Source organism: Pseudomonas sp. P1_F7 (assembly GCF_056405655.1).
This window is the reverse complement of the sequence record NZ_JBFUBR010000012.1, coordinates 237,562-252,334: the sequence shown is the minus strand read 5'-3', so window position 1 is coordinate 252,334 and position 14,773 is coordinate 237,562. Positions and strand designations below refer to the sequence as shown.

The window sequence follows — 14,773 nt, the reverse complement described above, 5'->3', positions numbered from 1 at the left end:
TAGACAGAGGGTGCAAAAGGCACCCGAAAAAGAAACTCAGCGCCCCCAGCAGTCTTTGCTGGTCAGGCCGGATTTCGCGTTGACCATACCGAGCACACCGGTGTTGGTGATGGTCAGATCACCGCACTTGTCAGTGGCCATGCTCGAGTCAGCCTTGCGCACCGCCGTCAGCAGAAAGGTCTGGTCGGTCAGGGTCGGTGTGATGCTGTAGTAATCATTGCCGGCTCTGAGGCCCGTCGCATCGGTGTAGGCATTTTTCTGCGAGTAGAAGCGCTCCAGGATCTGCGCCTGCTCCGAGAGCAGACCGGCCACTTCTGCGCGACGGCCCTTGTTCAGGTACTCGGTGAAACTCGGGGCAGCAATGGTCATGACAATACCGATGATCGCAATCACGATCATGATTTCGATCAGGGTAAAACCGCGGTTGGAACTACGCATGCCTCAATTCTCACTCACTGTATTTGTCGCCACATGATGCGACGGCTACCGCCGGTCTTTTCCATCCCCGCAGTACCGTCGCCACTTGAATCGTTCACGCCCCCGCCATTGTCGCTGGCGTCCTGGGTCGAATGCTCGCCGATAAAGATCACGCCATCGGATAGCGTGTCGCTGTTGTCGACCACGCCATCGGCGTTGCTGTCGAGCATCTTAACGCTGATCGCCTCGGGCAGCTTCAGGCAGACGGCTTTCAACCCCTGATTGCTGTGGTAGAAACCGTACCAGTTGCCATTGGCCAGACAGGTTGGCCGGTTCAGCGCCGGCGAATCCGGTGGCGTGGCAGCGTGCGCCGACACCGACAGGTCAAGCGCGACTACGACTGCGAACAGTTGTGACCACAACCTGACAGGTCGCTCAGTATTTCGCATAGATGCTCTCCACCACACTGCGCGAATGACCCGCGATGCCGACTGCCGTTACCCGATACAACGTTGCCGGGGTATTGATTGGCACATTCACCGCATTTCGGCTGACACCGATGTTTTGCACGCCATAAAAACCTTTGTCCGATGCAATCCAGGTCACGCCGGAAGAGGCGTTGAAACCGGCAGCGATAATCGTCGAAGACTCGGACGGTGGTGCACATTGAACGATGCCACTGCAAACAGGTAGCGCATAACTGTCCCGCTGCACCGTACCCTCGCCGACCCGCAATGCGGCTTCTGCACTCTGAAACGACTGATTGCGCAAGACGACGCTACCAGCCATTTTTTCCTGCAGGGTGGCGCTCTGTATCGATGAAAGGCCAATCAACGTCAGCAAGAGCAAGAACACCAGGCTGACCAATAGTGCCATGCCGCGTTGGGTGTAATACGTCTTGGGAGCACGATTCATTGGTACCCCCTCATGGCAAGCGGTTGCGCAGAGCGGCAACCACGTTGAAGGTTTGATCACTCACCCGGTGGTTTGGATCGAAGAGGGTCAGGCTCAGGCGAACGCTACGAATCAGCGCGGGCTCCGGGGGGTTGCTGCTGTAGCGGGAAGCAGCCAGATCAGTGGCCGTGCTGGCCAAGCCGAAGCTCACTTCGAAAGCGCTGACGTTGTCCACCAATACCTGGCCTGCTGCGGCCCCGTCTTTCATCAGTAGTTGGTTGTTGCTGAAGCTGTAAGTCAGCCGCCGGATCGGAAAGGCCAGTTGCCCTGCCACTGGCGTCCGACCTTCACTGTAGGCCGTCGAATGGGTTCGACAATCGGAAAGCACGGTCCAGTCCGGCTTGCTGCCATTGCCGCCGACATCCGCCGTAACCAGCGTCAACTTGCGGCCGCCGTTGTCCCAACGAATCGGCGTTAGCTGACTGGCATGGAAATCACCTTTCTCACTTGAATCGGTGATCGTTTCCAGACAACCGAACATCCCGACCATGCGGACTTCCTGAATCACTTTGCTCAACACGAAACGTGCGTCCTCCTGCATGTTCGCGGCCGCATTCTGGCTGAGATAGGTGTTCTTGGCCGCGATGAAAACCTGCACCACGCCCAGCACCACGATCAGGCTCAATGCCAGGGCGATCAGCAACTCGACCAGACCAAAACCTCTGCTGCGGCGACTCACGGGATCACCACCGGATCAATGGCCGTGCGACTGGTCAGGACAAAGCTGCGCCGCGAGTCGGCAGCATTCGCAGCCCGTGAGTCGTCCCAGGTAATCGTGATGGTGTAGACATGCTGAATGACGGTGACACCGCCCGTCGCACTGGCACCCAGTGAACTGACAATGTTGGCATTGAAGTCAAACAGGTCCTGATCCCGGGTAACGTCTGGATTGCCCGAAGCCGGCGGCGCAATGGTGTAGTCCGCCGTGGCATTGGCGCGAATGCGGTCCATCATGTCGTAGGCAATGAAACTGGCCTGACTGGTCATACGCGCGCTGTCCGTGTACTTCAGCGCATTGAGTTGTAACGCCGCTGCCCCCAGCAACCCTACTCCCAGAATGACTAACGCCACCAGGACTTCGACCAGCGTCATGCCCTCCTGCGTGCATTTGCTCCATGCCCTCATCCGCAACTTCCACCCAATAGAATTCGTCCGTTCAAACACACTGTCAGCGTCCTGCTTTGTGCTCCCCGTCCATAGCTGATCACCACCTCTGAGGACGGTGATGACAATCCGCCCATACTGTTGAAATCGATGGCAGTGACGCCAGAGGTTAGCGCCAGAGTTGCGCCGCTGCTCATCGCAGGAACAACCCGTAATACATTGGCCAAAGCGCCAGTACCGTCGTAAATCGCCAGCTCCCCACTCCAGACATCCCTACCGGCCGTCGGGCGCACCCGTGTGGTATTGCCCCGATCGATGGCTTCGAGCCGGGCAAAATTCAAGGCTCGTCGCAGGTCAGCTATTTCAGTATCAGCCCTGGTTGTTTGCGTCGAGCGGGTAAACGCCGGGACGGCTATAGTCAGCAGAATCAGAAGGATCGCGATCGCAACCAGCAACTCGATCAGCGTGAAACCTTTTGTAGGATGATCCATCGGGGCCTTCTGCTTCCTTCGGCTATACCTGCTCTTGCGCAGCACAACACTTGAGCGACGCGGTGCGTTTGCGTTGCCATTTCTCGCGCAGGGATTGCGCGAGCCACAGCACGCCACGGAGGGAAATGTCATGCGGCAACAAGGCTTCAGCCTGATCGAACTGCTCATGGGACTGGCAATTACAGGAATTGTTCTACATCTGGTCACTCCGGCGTTCGCAACGCTGATTGAGTCGAACCAAAGAGAGCAAGCGGCACAGGCTCTTTTCAGTGGTATTCGCACCGCCCGGACCGAAGCCATCGTCCGCAACCAGGCCGTGGTGATTCACGGCATCAATGGCGACTGGAGCCAGGGCTGGCGAATCATTCTGGATATCAGCGGCAAGGGGCATATGGACAGCAACAATCCACTGTTGGCCGAACGCCAGAGCGGCGCACGAGTGTCGATAGTGGGGAAACGTTCGGTCGAAAGCTTTATACGATTCAGAGGTCTGGGCGAGCCAATGATTGGAGGGACATTATACATTTGCGCGGTTCGCGAACCGGTGAGCCAACATCAAGTGGTGTTGGCACGGACCGGTCGCGTCAGCCTGCGCAACGACAAAGCTGCGCAGGCATTATGCGAAGAAAGGGAAAAACTCAGAGCAACGAGCGAACGCGCAGTTCTTTAGGCATCGAGAACGTGATGTTCTCCTCGCGACCGGCCAGTTCATCGGCACCAGTGGCACCCCAGGCCTGCAACTGCTGGATCACGCCGCGCACCAGGACTTCCGGGGCAGATGCGCCAGCGGTGATGCCGATACGCTCGACGCCGTCGAACCAGCTCTTTTGCAGGTCTTCGGCACCGTCGATCAGGTAGGCCGGCGTGGACATGCGTTCTGCCAATTCGCGCAAGCGATTGGAGTTGGAGCTGTTCGGGCTGCCGACCACCAGCACCACGTCGCACTCGTCGGCCAGTTGCTTGACCGCGTCCTGACGGTTTTGCGTGGCGTAGCAAATGTCGTCCTTGCGCGGCCCACCGATGGCCGGGAAGCGCGAACGCAGAGCGTCGATAACACGGCTGGTATCGTCCATCGACAATGTGGTCTGGGTCACGAAGGCAAGCTTTTCAGGGTTCCTCACCTGCAATGCCGCGACATCTTTCTCGTCTTCGACCAGGTAGATCGCGCCACCACTGCTGGCATCGTACTGGCCCATGGTGCCTTCAACTTCCGGGTGACCGGCGTGGCCGATGAGAATGCACTCTCGGCCGTCACGGCTGTAGCGCGCAACTTCGATGTGGACTTTGGTCACCAGCGGGCAGGTGGCGTCGAACACTTTCAGCCCACGACCAGCCGCTTCGCTGCGCACGGCCTGGGAAACGCCGTGGGCACTGAAGATCACGATGACATCGTCCGGCACCTGGTCCAGTTCTTCGACGAAAATCGCACCACGGGAGCGCAGGTCTTCGACGACAAATTTGTTGTGGACCACTTCGTGGCGCACGTAGATCGGCGGCCCGAAGACTTCCAGGGCGCGGTTGACGATTTCGATCGCCCGGTCCACACCGGCGCAGAAGCCACGGGGATTGGCGAGTTTGATTTGCATGCTGTGCCTCGTGTCTTGCCCTGTAGGAGCGAGCTTGCTCGCGAAAAACTAAAGGACACCGCGTTAATTCAGAAGAACGCGTATTCGTTAACGATCATCGCGAGCAAGCTCGCTCCTACAGAAAAGCAGTTACTGCGCTTTGACGGAAATGATTTCCACGTCAAAGGTCAGCGTCTTGCCAGCCAGCGGATGGTTGAAGTCAATGGTCACTTGCGCATCATCGAACTCTTTAACCACGCCGGGCAATTCAGTATTGGCCGCATCGTTGAAGATCACCAGCAAGCCAGGCGACAGTTCCATGTCCTGAAACTGTGAGCGCGGGATGATCTGTACGTTTTGCGGGTTGGGCTGGCCGAAAGCGTTTTCCGGCTCGATGCTCAGCGTACGCTTGTCACCGGCCTTGAAACCGAACAGGGCCGCTTCGAAACCTGGCAACAGGTTGCCGTCACCGACCTTGAAGGTCGCCGGGGCTTTATCGAAAGTGCTGTCCACCGTGTCGCCGTTCTCCAGGCGCAATGCGAAATGCAAGGTGACTTCCGTGTTCTGGCCGATGCGTTGCTCAGCCAATACCTGTTCAGTCATGAACGGCTTCTCCGGTCTTTTTACTTTTGAACATATCCAGTGCCAGCATGACAGCACCAACAGTGATGGCACTGTCGGCAAAGTTGAACGCCGGGAAATACCAGCGGTTCTGCCAATGCACCAGAATGAAATCGATCACATGGCCCAGGGCAATGCGGTCATACAGATTGCCCAGTGCGCCGCCGAGCACCAGTGCCAGCGCAACCGCCAGCCAGGTATCGTTGCGCCCCAGACGCTTGAGCCACACCACCAGCACCGCACTGACCACGACAGCGATCAACGCGAACAGCCAGCGCTGCCAGCCGGAGCTGTCAGCCAGGAAGCTGAACGCCGCGCCAGTGTTGTAGGCCAGGGTCCAGCTGAAGTAATCGGGGATGATTACGATCTGCTGGTACATCTGGAGCTTGCCTTCGAAGTAGAACTTGCTGGCCTGGTCGATGACCAGGACCAGCAAACTCAACCAGAGCCAGCTCAGCCGTCCGAAACGGCCAACGGCATTAGGCATAGTGACGGACCTCGCCAGCGCCGCTGATGTTATCCACGCAACGGCCGCAGATTTCCGGATGCTCCGGGTTCACGCCGACGTCTTCACGGCAGTGCCAGCAACGGGCGCACTTGGCGTGGCTCGACTTGACGATCTTCAGCTTCAGGCCGCTGACTTCGGTGACCACGGCATCGGCCGGTGCCTGCACCAATGGTGCAACACTGGCGGTCGAAGTGATCAGTACGAAGCGCAGTTCGTTGCTCAGCTTGGCCAGGTCGGCGGTCAGTGCGTCTTCGGCGAACAGCGTCACTTCGGCCTGCAGGTTGCCACCGACAGCCTTGGCTGCACGCTGGATTTCCATTTCCTTGTTGACCGCGACCTTGACCGCCATGATCCGGTCCCAGTAAGCGCGATCCAGCTCGAAGCCTTCCGGCAGTTCGCTCAGGCCTTCGTACCAGGTGTTGAGCATGACCGACTCGTTACGCTCGCCCGGCAGGTACTGCCACAGTTCGTCGGCGGTGAACGCCAGGATCGGCGCGATCCAGCGCACCAGCGCTTCGGAGATGTGGAACAGCGCGGTCTGGCACGAACGGCGGGCCTTGCTGTCGGCGCCGGTGGTGTACTGGCGATCCTTGATGATGTCGAGGTAGAAGCCGCCCAGCTCCTGCACGCAGAAGTTGTGGATCTTCGAGTACACGTTCCAGAAGCGGTATTCGCCGTAGTGCTCTTGCAGCTCGCGTTGCAGCAGCAGGGTACGGTCTACGGCCCAACGGTCCAGAGCCAGCATTTCTTCGGCCGGCAGCAGGTCAGTGGCCGGGTTGAAGCCGGTCAGGTTCGAAAGCAGGAAGCGCGCGGTGTTACGGATACGCCGGTAGGCGTCCGCACTGCGTTGCAGGATCTGCTCGGAAACTGCCATTTCACCCGAGTAATCGGTCGAGGCAACCCACAGACGCATGATGTCGGCGCCCAGGGTGTCGTTGACTTTCTGTGGCGCAATCACGTTGCCCAAAGACTTGGACATCTTGCGGCCGGACTCGTCGACAGTGAAGCCGTGGGTCAGCAGTTCGCGATACGGTGCATGATTGTCGATGGCGCAACCGGTCAGCAGCGACGAGTGGAACCAGCCACGGTGCTGGTCCGAGCCTTCCAGGTACAGGTCGGCGCGCGGTCCGGTTTCGTGGCCCATCGGATGCGAACCGCGCAGGACGTGCCAGTGCGTGGTGCCCGAGTCGAACCAGACGTCCAGGGTGTCGCTGATCTTGTCGTACTGCGGCGCTTCAGCGCCCAGCAGCTCGGCGGCGTCCAGCTTGAACCAGGCTTCGATGCCTTCGACTTCGACGCGCTTGGCGACTTCTTCCATCAGCTCGACAGTGCGCGGGTGCAGTTCGCCGCTTTCCTTGTTCAGGAAGAACGGGATCGGCACGCCCCAGTTGCGCTGACGGGAGATGCACCAGTCCGGACGGTTGGCGATCATCGAGTGCAGGCGCGCCTGGCCCCAGGCCGGAACGAACTCGGTCTCTTCGATGGCTTTGAGTGAGCGCTGGCGCAGGGTGTCGCCGGTGGTCGGCTGCTTGTCCATGCCGATGAACCACTGCGCGGTGGCGCGATAGATCAGCGGGGTCTTGTGGCGCCAGCAGTGCATGTAGCTGTGTTCGATGATGGTGGTGTGCAGCAGCGCACCGACTTCGGTCAGCTTGTCGACGATGGCCGGGTTGGCCTTCCAGATGAACTGGCCGCCGAAGAATTCCAGCGACGGCACGTAAACGCCGTTGCTTTGTACCGGGTTGAGGATGTCATCGTTGACCATGCCGTATTTCTTGCAGGTCACGAAGTCGTCCACGCCGTAGGCCGGAGCGGAGTGAACCACACCGGTGCCGGCGCCCAGCTCAACGTAGTCGGCCAGGTAAACCGGCGACAGGCGGTCGTAGAACGGGTGACGGAAGTTGATCAGTTCCAGCGCTTTACCGGTGGTGGTCGCAATGACCGAGCCTTCCAGCGAATAGCGCGCCAGGCACGACTCGACCAGCTCTTCAGCCAGCACCAGCACCTTGTCGCCGACGTCGACCAGGGCGTAGTTGAACTCCGGGTGGACGTTCAGCGCCTGGTTGGCCGGGATGGTCCACGGGGTGGTGGTCCAGATCACGATCGAAGCCGGTTTGCTCAGGGTTGGCAGACCGAAGGCGGCAGCCAGTTTGGCTTCATCGGCAATCGGGAAGGCCACGTCGATGGTGGAGGACTTCTTGTTCTCGTACTCGACTTCCGCCTCGGCCAGGGCCGAACCGCAGTCGAAGCACCAGTTCACAGGCTTGAGGCCCTTGAACACGAAACCGCCCTTGACGATTTCGGCGAGGGCACGGATTTCACCGGCCTCATTCTTGAAGTCCATGGTTTTGTACGGATTGGCGAAGTCACCCAGCACACCCAGACGGATGAATTCGGACTTCTGCCCTTCGATCTGCTCGGTGGCATAGGCCCGGCACAGTTCGCGGGTCTTGTCCGCGCCCAGGTTCTTGCCGTGGGTCACTTCGACCTTGTGCTCGATCGGCAGGCCGTGGCAGTCCCAGCCCGGGACATAAGGCGCATCGAAGCCCGACAGGGTCTTCGAGCGGATGATCATGTCCTTGAGAATCTTGTTCAGCGCATGACCGATGTGAATCGAGCCGTTGGCGTACGGAGGGCCGTCGTGCAGGACGAACTTCGGACGATCCTTGCCAATCTCGCGCAACTTTCCGTACAGGCCAATGCTGTCCCAGCGCTGCAGAATCTGCGGTTCGCGCTGAGGCAGGCCGGCCTTCATTGGGAAGGCGGTGTCCGGAAGGTTTAGCGTGGCTTTATAGTCGGTCATTTAAGGCTCTTCATTAGCGATGGGCGCTAGGTGCGGCTAGTGCACGGGCGGCGGCGACATCCGCGTTGATCGCCGTTTTCAACGCCTCCAGAGAGGCGAAACGCTGCTCTTCACGCAGCTTGTGGTGGAAAACCACCGTTAAACGCCGGTCATATAGATCGCCGGCAAAATCTAAAAGATGTATTTCGAGGTGGGCCTTGCCATCACCTTGTACCGTTGGCCGCACGCCAATATTGGCGACGCCTGGCCAGGTCTTGCCGTCGATGTCGACGTTGACCAGGTAAACCCCGGAAAGCGGAACGCGACGGCGCTTGAGTTGAATGTTGGCCGTGGGCGTACCCAACTGGCGAGCCAGCTTCTGGCCGTGCAGCACCCGCCCGGTAATCTGGAACGGCCGACCTAGCAGTCGCTCGGCCAAGGCAAAATCAGCTGCGGCCAGGGCATTGCGGACCTGAGTGCTGCTGACGCGAATACCGTCCAGCTCAACGGTTTGCGCTGCCTCGACGGTAAAGCCCTGAACGATGCCGGCTTGTTGCAGGAAATCGAAATCCCCTACGCGGTCGCAGCCGAACCGGAAGTCGTCACCGACTTCAAGGTGCTGTACGCCAAGGCCGTCCACCAGGATGGTATCAACGAATTCGCTGGCGCTGAGCTTGCTCAGCCGCTGGTTGAAGGCCAGGCACAGAACGCGGTCGACACCTTCGTCGGCCAGCAGCTGCAGTTTGTCCCGCAGCCGGGCCAGACGGGCCGGGGCCGTGTCCGGGGCGAAAAATTCTCGCGGCTGCGGCTCAAAAATCACCACACAGCTGGGCACGCCCAACTCGAGCGCACGCTCACGCAGCCTCGCCAGGATAGCCTGGTGACCACGGTGAACACCGTCAAAGTTGCCAATAGTGGCGACACAGCCCCGATGCTGGGGGCGCAGATTGTGGAGGCCTCGAACCAGCTGCATAACGCGCTTCTTGCTCATAAAGTGGTCGATTATAACCACACCCGGCGGCCGACGACAGGCAACACCGTAACCCAAAGTGATCAAGCCGACAAAACCGCCAGCTCGCCCGTGTTTATCGAGGCCAGAACCTCAGCCCAGCGTCTTGCGATTGAAGTCGCGCAAACGGAAGCCCATCAACACTAACATGCCGAAATAAGCCACCACACCCGCCGCCACCAACGCCCCCAGACGCAAGAAACGTTCGAGCATATGCCCCTGATCCCAGGCTGGCATGAAATGCATTACCCCCAACAGTACCGCGGACATCACCGCCACCGCGACCAGCAGCTTAAACGCGAACTTGGCCCAGCCCGGCTGCGGCTGGTACATCTGCTGCTTGCGCAGTTGATAGAACAGCAACCCGGCATTGAGACAGGCGCCGGCACTGATCGCCAAAGCCAGGCCCGCGTGAGCCAGCGGCCCGATCAGCATCAAGTTGAACAGCTGAGTGACCACCAGGGTGAAAATCGCAATTTTTACCGGTGTACGGATGTTTTGTTGCGCATAGAAGCCGGGGGCCAGCACTTTGATCACGATAATTCCGAGTAAACCGACCGAATAAGCGATCAGGGCACGCTGGGTCATCGATGCATCAAATGCATTGAACTGGCCGTACTGAAACAAAGAAACCGTCAGCGGCTCCGCCAGAATCCCCAATGCCAGCGAGCAAGGCAGCACCAATACGAAGCACAGGCGCAGGCCCCAGTCGAGGATGCGCGAATACTCGTGACGATCCTTGTTGGCATAGGTCTTGGCCAGGGTCGGCAGCAGTATCGTCCCCAGCGCCACGCCCAACACGCCGGACGGCAGCTCCATCAAACGGTCGGCGTAGTACATCCACGACACGGAACCGGCAACCAGGAACGAAGCGAAGATGGTGTTGATGATCAGCGAAATCTGGCTAACCGAGACACCGAGGATTGCTGGCAGCATTTGCTTCATTACGCGCCAGACGCCGGTGTCGCGCAGGTTCAGGCGTGGCAGCACCAGCATGCCGATCTTTTTCAGGTGCGGCAGCTGATAGAGCAACTGCGCCAGGCCGCCCGCCAGAACCGCCCAGCCGAGCGCCATTACGGGTGGATCGAAGTACGGCGTCAAAAACACCGAAAAGATGATCATGCTGACGTTGAGCAGGGTCGGCACGAAGGCTGGCACCGAAAAGCGGTTCCAGGTATTGAGGATCGCGCCGGCCAACGACGACAGGGAAATCAGCAGGATGTAGGGAAAGGTCACCCGCAGCAGGCTGGACGTCAGTTCGAATTTTTCCGGCGTGTCGGTGAAACCCGGTGCGGTCACCCAGATGACCCACGGCGCGGCGATCATGCCCAACACCGTGACCAGTGCCAGCACCAGCGTCAGCAGGCCCGAGACGTAGGCAATGAACGTACGCGTCGCCTCCTCACCCTTCTGGCTTTTATATTCGGCAAGAATCGGCACGAACGCCTGGGAAAACGCCCCTTCGGCAAATATCCGCCGCAGCAGATTGGGCAATTTGAAGGCGATAAAAAAGGCGTCGGTCGCCATTCCCGCGCCAAATGCACGCGCGATGAGGGTGTCACGAACAAATCCCAGAATCCGGGAAAGCATTGTGATAGAGCTGACGGCGGCCAACGATTTGAGCAGATTCATGGAAAGAGTTTGTGCCTGTCGATAAACAGCAGGCGAACTACGCGCCTACTTGTGCGATACTCCGCGCCGCAACAGCACAGAGCCAAAGCTCGCGAGTTTACAGGTCGCACGCTGGAAAGAAATCTCCAAGCTTGCTTCACCTACCACTTAGCGGAACGTCTCAACCGCCCTTGACAAGACCTCAACTCATCGGCATGATTCGCGGCCTATTTTGTTTGCTATTTCCTAAAAAGTCTTTCGAGGAGCTCGACGGTGGCCAACTCACCTTCCGCCAAAAAACGTGCAAAACAGGCTGAGAAGCGTCGCAGCCACAACGCCAGCCTGCGTTCCATGGTTCGTACCTACATCAAGAATGTAGTTAAAGCCATCGACGCAAAAGACGCTGCCAAAGCTCAAGCCGCTTACGTTCTGGCTGTGCCAGTTATCGACCGTATGGCCGATAAAGGCATCATCCACAAGAACAAGGCCGCTCGTCATAAGAGCCGCCTGAATGGCCACGTCAAGGCCCTGAACGTTGCCGCTGCTGCCTAAGCGACTCGCTCATTAAAAAACCGACCTCAGGGTCGGTTTTTTATTGCCTGCGATTCAGTGAATTCGACGCAAAAAATGTGGGAGCGAGCCTGCTCGCGAAGGGGCCATCACATTCAACATCATCGTTGACTGACAGTCCGCAATCGCGAGCAAGGCTCGCTCCCACAGTTCGATTTACGTCAGATTACTGAGCGTGCGCCCACGGCAAAATCGGAATCGCCGTTACCGCATTCTGCGGACTACCCTCGATCAGGCGATCGCTATACACCAGATACACCAGCGTATTGCGCTTCTTGTCGAGGAAGCGCACCACCTGCATGGTCTTGAATACCAGGGACGTGCGCTCCTTGAACACCTCGTCACCATCCTTGAGCTCACCCTTGAAGCTGATGGGCCCGACCTGCCGGCAAGCGATAGACGCTTCAGCACGATCCTCGGCCAAACCAAGACCACCCTTCACCCCACCAGTCTTGGCGCGCGACAGATAGCAAGTCACGCCATCGACCTTGGGATCATCAAAGGCCTCGACCACGATCCGGTCATTCGGCCCGACAAACTTGAACACCGTCGAGACCTGGCCAATTTCCTCCGCCGAAGCCAGCAGCGGCATCGCCATCAGCAACCCCAACAACCCTTTTGCCACACGCATTCAGGTATTCCTTCAGACCAGGATCAGGTTATCGCGGTGAACCAGTTCCGGCTCCGCCATGTAACCCAACAGACCGACAATCGCCTCAGACGACTGACCGATGATTTTTTGCGCTTCCAGCGCACTGTAGTTGGCCAGGCCACGGGCAATCTCACGACCGTCCGGCGCCACGCAGACCACCATCTCACCGCGACGGAAGCTGCCCTGCACCAATTTGACGCCCACCGGTAGCAAGCTCTTGTTGCCTTGGGACAACGCGATCACCGCACCAGCATCCAGCACCAGGGTGCCACGGGTTTGCAGATGACCGGCCAGCCACTGCTTGCGTGCCGCCAGCATGCCGCGCTCCGGCGACAGCAAGGTGCCGATGCGTTCGCCCGCCTTGAGGCGATCCAGCACACGCTCGATGCGCCCACCAACGATGATGGTGTGAGCACCGGAGCGGGCCGCCAGACGCGCAGCACGCAATTTGGTCTGCATGCCACCACGACCCAGCGCACCACCAGTACCGCCCGCCACCGCGTCGAGCGCCGGATCATCGGCACGCGCCTCGTAAATCAGCTGGGCATCCGGATTGTTGCGCGGGTCGGCGTCGAACATGCCGTCGCGATCCGTCAGGATCACCAGCAAATCAGCCTCGACCAGGTTCGCCACCAGTGCCGCCAGGGTGTCGTTGTCGCCAAAACGGATTTCGTCGGTGACCACGGTGTCATTCTCGTTGATCACCGGGATAACCTTCAGCTCGACCAGCGCACGCAAGGTGCTGCGGGCGTTCAGGTAGCGCTTGCGATCGGACAAGTCGTCGTGAGTCAGGAGAATCTGCGCGGTATGCCGGCCATGCTCGGCAAAGCTCGACTCCCAGGCCTGCACCAACCCCATCTGGCCGATTGCGGCAGCAGCCTGAAGCTCGTGCATCGCACTGGGTCGCGAGGTCCAGCCCAAACGGCTCATACCGGCCGCCACCGCCCCGGAGGACACCAGCACCAGCTCGACACCCGCCTCATGCAAGGCCACCATCTGCTCAACCCAGACACCCATTGCCGCGCGATCCAGGCCTTTGCCGTCCGCCGTCAGCAAAGCGCTGCCGATCTTCACGACCCAACGCTGCGCACCTGTCACCTTGCTCCGCATCATCTTCAACCTTAGCTTGAGGGCAGCGCGACCCAGCGCTGCCCGTGACGTTATTCGTGACTGCCGATTTCCAGATACTAAAACGCCGCTCGATTGAGCGGCGCTTAAGTTTATCGCAACGAATCAGTCACGCACGTAAATGATTTCCGGACCGTCTTCGTCATCCACATCTTCTTCGTCCCAATCATCGTCGCCGATGTCGTGGACCGACTTCACGCCGCTGCGACGCAGGGCACGCTTGTCATCCAGCGCCTGCAGTTGCGCACGAGCTTCGTCTTCGATGCGCTGATCGAGATCGGCCAGCTCTTCCTTGTAAGCCGGGTCATTGGCCAGGCGATCAGCACGATCTTCCATGTAACGCATGATGTCGTGGCACAGACGCTCGGTACCGAGCTTGGAGATGGCCGAGATCACATAGACCGGACCAGTCCATTCCAGGCGATCAACGATTTCCTTGACGCGAGCATCGTGCTCCTCATCAAGGATCTGGTCGCATTTGTTCAGGACCAGCCAGCGATCACGCTCCGCCAGGGACGGGCTGAACTTGATCAGCTCGTTGACGATCACTTCAGCGGCATCCGGTGCGCTGGCGTCATCCAGCGGCGCCATGTCCACGAGGTGCAGCAGCAGACGCGTACGCGCCAAGTGCTTGAGGAAGCGAATGCCCAGACCAGCACCTTCGGAAGCGCCTTCGATCAAACCCGGAATATCGGCAATGACGAAGCTCTTCCAGCGATCGACGCTGACCACACCCAGGTTCGGCACCAGCGTGGTGAACGGGTAGTCGGCAACTTTCGGCTTGGCAGCCGAAACCGAACGGATAAAGGTACTTTTACCGGCATTCGGCAAACCCAGCAGACCTACGTCAGCCAGTACTTTCATTTCCAGCTTCAGGTCGCGCTGCTCACCCGGCTTGCCCGGAGTGGTCTGGCGCGGCGCACGGTTAGTACTGGATTTGAAACGGGTGTTACCCAGACCGTGCCAGCCGCCCTGCACTACCATCAATTTCTGACCGGCCTTGGTCAGGTCGCCGATGACTTCCTGAGTCGCGGAGTCGATCACCGTGGTGCCGACCGGAACGCGCAGGATCAGGTCTTCACCCTTCTTGCCGGTGCAGTCGGTGCTGCCGCCGTTGGAGCCACGCTCGGCATCGAAGTGCCGGGTGTAACGGTAGTCCACCAGGGTGTTGAGGTTTTCGTCGGCCATCATGTAGATGGAACCGCCGTCACCGCCATCACCGCCGTTCGGGCCACCGTTCTCGATAAATTTTTCCCGACGGAAACTCATGGCGCCATTGCCGCCGTCACCGGCTTTTACTCGAATCGATACTTCATCAACAAACTTCATAACAAACGCCTCTCGCCATACGGACGAGCCGA

18 protein-coding genes are annotated in these 14,773 nt (G+C 59.2%); 3 read left to right on the top strand and 15 right to left on the bottom strand.

Going from position 1 to position 14,773, the window contains the following annotated elements:
* Positions 1-36 precede the first annotated feature (36 nt).
* The 6 genes from AC1D1M_RS19190 to AC1D1M_RS19165 are packed head-to-tail and all read right to left on the bottom strand — an operon-like array spanning position 37 to position 2,966.
* Positions 37-438: a type IV pilin protein gene (locus tag AC1D1M_RS19190; RefSeq protein ID WP_477776839.1), complete on the bottom strand. Its 402-nt coding sequence runs from the start codon at positions 436-438 to the stop codon at positions 37-39.
* A 14-nt stretch (positions 439-452) separates the two neighbouring features.
* Positions 453-866: a hypothetical protein gene (locus AC1D1M_RS19185; RefSeq protein ID WP_477776838.1), complete on the bottom strand. Its 414-nt coding sequence runs from the start codon at positions 864-866 to the stop codon at positions 453-455.
* Positions 853-1,332: a pilus assembly PilX family protein gene (locus tag AC1D1M_RS19180; protein ID WP_477776837.1), complete on the bottom strand. Its 480-nt coding sequence runs from the start codon at positions 1,330-1,332 to the stop codon at positions 853-855. The genes AC1D1M_RS19185 and AC1D1M_RS19180 overlap by 14 nt, the downstream gene beginning before the upstream one ends.
* Positions 1,333-1,342: 10 nt before the next feature.
* On the bottom strand, positions 1,343-2,050 hold the full coding sequence (locus tag AC1D1M_RS19175; protein WP_477776836.1) for a PilW family protein: 708 nt from the start codon (positions 2,048-2,050) through the stop codon (positions 1,343-1,345).
* The gene (gene pilV, locus AC1D1M_RS19170) at positions 2,047-2,496 is read right to left on the bottom strand and encodes a type IV pilus modification protein PilV (protein WP_477776835.1); all 450 of its coding nucleotides are present in this window, start codon (positions 2,494-2,496) and stop codon (positions 2,047-2,049) included. The genes AC1D1M_RS19175 and pilV overlap by 4 nt, the downstream gene beginning before the upstream one ends.
* Positions 2,493-2,966 (bottom strand): GspH/FimT family pseudopilin, encoded by a 474-nt coding sequence (locus tag AC1D1M_RS19165; protein ID WP_477776834.1) that lies wholly within the window; start codon positions 2,964-2,966, stop codon positions 2,493-2,495. Before AC1D1M_RS19165 ends, pilV begins: the two co-directional genes overlap by 4 nt.
* A 130-nt stretch (positions 2,967-3,096) precedes the next feature.
* Between AC1D1M_RS19165 and AC1D1M_RS19160 the strand changes: the two genes are divergently transcribed.
* Complete coding sequence (locus AC1D1M_RS19160; RefSeq protein WP_477776833.1) at positions 3,097-3,636, top strand: GspH/FimT family pseudopilin; 540 nt, start codon at positions 3,097-3,099, stop codon at positions 3,634-3,636.
* Here AC1D1M_RS19160 and ispH read toward each other — a convergent pair.
* The 5 genes from ispH to ribF form a co-directional block, all read right to left on the bottom strand.
* A complete protein-coding gene (ispH, locus tag AC1D1M_RS19155; RefSeq protein WP_223449008.1) occupies positions 3,605-4,552 on the bottom strand; it encodes a 4-hydroxy-3-methylbut-2-enyl diphosphate reductase in 948 nt (315 codons plus the stop codon). The genes AC1D1M_RS19160 and ispH overlap by 32 nt on opposite strands.
* Before the next feature lie 129 nt (positions 4,553-4,681).
* Positions 4,682-5,119, bottom strand: coding sequence for an FKBP-type peptidyl-prolyl cis-trans isomerase (gene fkpB, locus AC1D1M_RS19150; protein WP_477776878.1), 438 nt, complete (start codon positions 5,117-5,119; stop codon positions 4,682-4,684).
* A 7-nt stretch (positions 5,120-5,126) separates the two neighbouring features.
* Positions 5,127-5,639 (bottom strand): signal peptidase II, encoded by a 513-nt coding sequence (gene lspA / locus AC1D1M_RS19145; RefSeq protein ID WP_477776832.1) that lies wholly within the window; start codon positions 5,637-5,639, stop codon positions 5,127-5,129.
* Positions 5,632-8,463, bottom strand: a complete 2,832-nt coding sequence (ileS, locus tag AC1D1M_RS19140; RefSeq protein ID WP_477776831.1) for an isoleucine--tRNA ligase — start codon at positions 8,461-8,463, stop codon at positions 5,632-5,634. Before ileS ends, lspA begins: the two co-directional genes overlap by 8 nt.
* Positions 8,464-8,476: 13 nt before the next feature.
* Complete coding sequence (ribF, locus tag AC1D1M_RS19135; protein ID WP_477753715.1) at positions 8,477-9,415, bottom strand: bifunctional riboflavin kinase/FAD synthetase; 939 nt, start codon at positions 9,413-9,415, stop codon at positions 8,477-8,479.
* On the opposite strand from ribF, the gene AC1D1M_RS19130 reads away from it, so the two are divergent.
* Positions 9,323-9,598, top strand: coding sequence for a hypothetical protein (locus tag AC1D1M_RS19130; protein WP_477776882.1), 276 nt, complete (start codon positions 9,323-9,325; stop codon positions 9,596-9,598). The genes ribF and AC1D1M_RS19130 overlap by 93 nt on opposite strands.
* Here AC1D1M_RS19130 and murJ read toward each other — a convergent pair.
* On the bottom strand, positions 9,545-11,083 hold the full coding sequence (gene murJ / locus AC1D1M_RS19125) for a murein biosynthesis integral membrane protein MurJ (protein ID WP_477776830.1): 1,539 nt from the start codon (positions 11,081-11,083) through the stop codon (positions 9,545-9,547). The genes AC1D1M_RS19130 and murJ overlap by 54 nt on opposite strands.
* Before the next feature lie 252 nt (positions 11,084-11,335).
* On the opposite strand from murJ, the gene rpsT reads away from it, so the two are divergent.
* On the top strand, positions 11,336-11,614 hold the full coding sequence (gene rpsT, locus AC1D1M_RS19120) for a 30S ribosomal protein S20 (RefSeq protein WP_007970922.1): 279 nt from the start codon (positions 11,336-11,338) through the stop codon (positions 11,612-11,614).
* A 184-nt stretch (positions 11,615-11,798) separates the two neighbouring features.
* On the opposite strand, the gene AC1D1M_RS19115 is transcribed toward rpsT, so the two are convergent.
* From AC1D1M_RS19115 to cgtA, 3 genes are all read right to left on the bottom strand, one after another.
* Entirely contained in the window at positions 11,799-12,263 is a 465-nt protein-coding gene (locus tag AC1D1M_RS19115) for a CreA family protein (RefSeq protein WP_046041772.1), read from the bottom strand.
* Positions 12,264-12,275: 12 nt separating this feature from the next.
* Positions 12,276-13,394 (bottom strand): glutamate 5-kinase, encoded by a 1,119-nt coding sequence (gene proB, locus AC1D1M_RS19110; protein ID WP_150727089.1) that lies wholly within the window; start codon positions 13,392-13,394, stop codon positions 12,276-12,278.
* A gap of 123 nt (positions 13,395-13,517) precedes the next feature.
* Positions 13,518-14,741 carry an Obg family GTPase CgtA gene (gene cgtA, locus AC1D1M_RS19105; RefSeq protein ID WP_008052064.1) on the bottom strand — a complete coding sequence of 408 codons (1,224 nt, stop codon included), beginning with the start codon at positions 14,739-14,741 and terminating at the stop codon, positions 13,518-13,520.
* Positions 14,742-14,773 lie beyond the last annotated feature (32 nt).

Bases quoted from the DNA above. Each gene is read 5' to 3' on its own strand.
- AC1D1M_RS19190 (WP_477776839.1), bottom strand. From the start codon at position 438: ATGCGTAGTTCCAACCGCGGTTTTACCCTGATCGAAATCATGATCGTG.
- AC1D1M_RS19185 (WP_477776838.1), bottom strand. From the start codon at position 866: ATGCGAAATACTGAGCGACCTGTCAGGTTGTGGTCACAACTGTTCGCA.
- AC1D1M_RS19180 (WP_477776837.1), bottom strand. From the start codon at position 1,332: ATGAATCGTGCTCCCAAGACGTATTACACCCAACGCGGCATGGCACTA.
- pilV (WP_477776835.1), bottom strand. From the start codon at position 2,496: ATGAGGGCATGGAGCAAATGCACGCAGGAGGGCATGACGCTGGTCGAA.
- AC1D1M_RS19165 (WP_477776834.1), bottom strand. From the start codon at position 2,966: ATGGATCATCCTACAAAAGGTTTCACGCTGATCGAGTTGCTGGTTGCG.
- AC1D1M_RS19160 (WP_477776833.1), top strand. From the start codon at position 3,097: ATGCGGCAACAAGGCTTCAGCCTGATCGAACTGCTCATGGGACTGGCA.
- ispH (WP_223449008.1), bottom strand. From the start codon at position 4,552: ATGCAAATCAAACTCGCCAATCCCCGTGGCTTCTGCGCCGGTGTGGAC.
- lspA (WP_477776832.1), bottom strand. From the start codon at position 5,639: ATGCCTAATGCCGTTGGCCGTTTCGGACGGCTGAGCTGGCTCTGGTTG.
- ileS (WP_477776831.1), bottom strand. From the start codon at position 8,463: ATGACCGACTATAAAGCCACGCTAAACCTTCCGGACACCGCCTTCCCA.
- ribF (WP_477753715.1), bottom strand. From the start codon at position 9,415: ATGCAGCTGGTTCGAGGCCTCCACAATCTGCGCCCCCAGCATCGGGGC.
- murJ (WP_477776830.1), bottom strand. From the start codon at position 11,083: ATGAATCTGCTCAAATCGTTGGCCGCCGTCAGCTCTATCACAATGCTT.
- AC1D1M_RS19115 (WP_046041772.1), bottom strand. From the start codon at position 12,263: ATGCGTGTGGCAAAAGGGTTGTTGGGGTTGCTGATGGCGATGCCGCTG.
- proB (WP_150727089.1), bottom strand. From the start codon at position 13,394: ATGCGGAGCAAGGTGACAGGTGCGCAGCGTTGGGTCGTGAAGATCGGC.
- cgtA (WP_008052064.1), bottom strand. From the start codon at position 14,741: ATGAAGTTTGTTGATGAAGTATCGATTCGAGTAAAAGCCGGTGACGGC.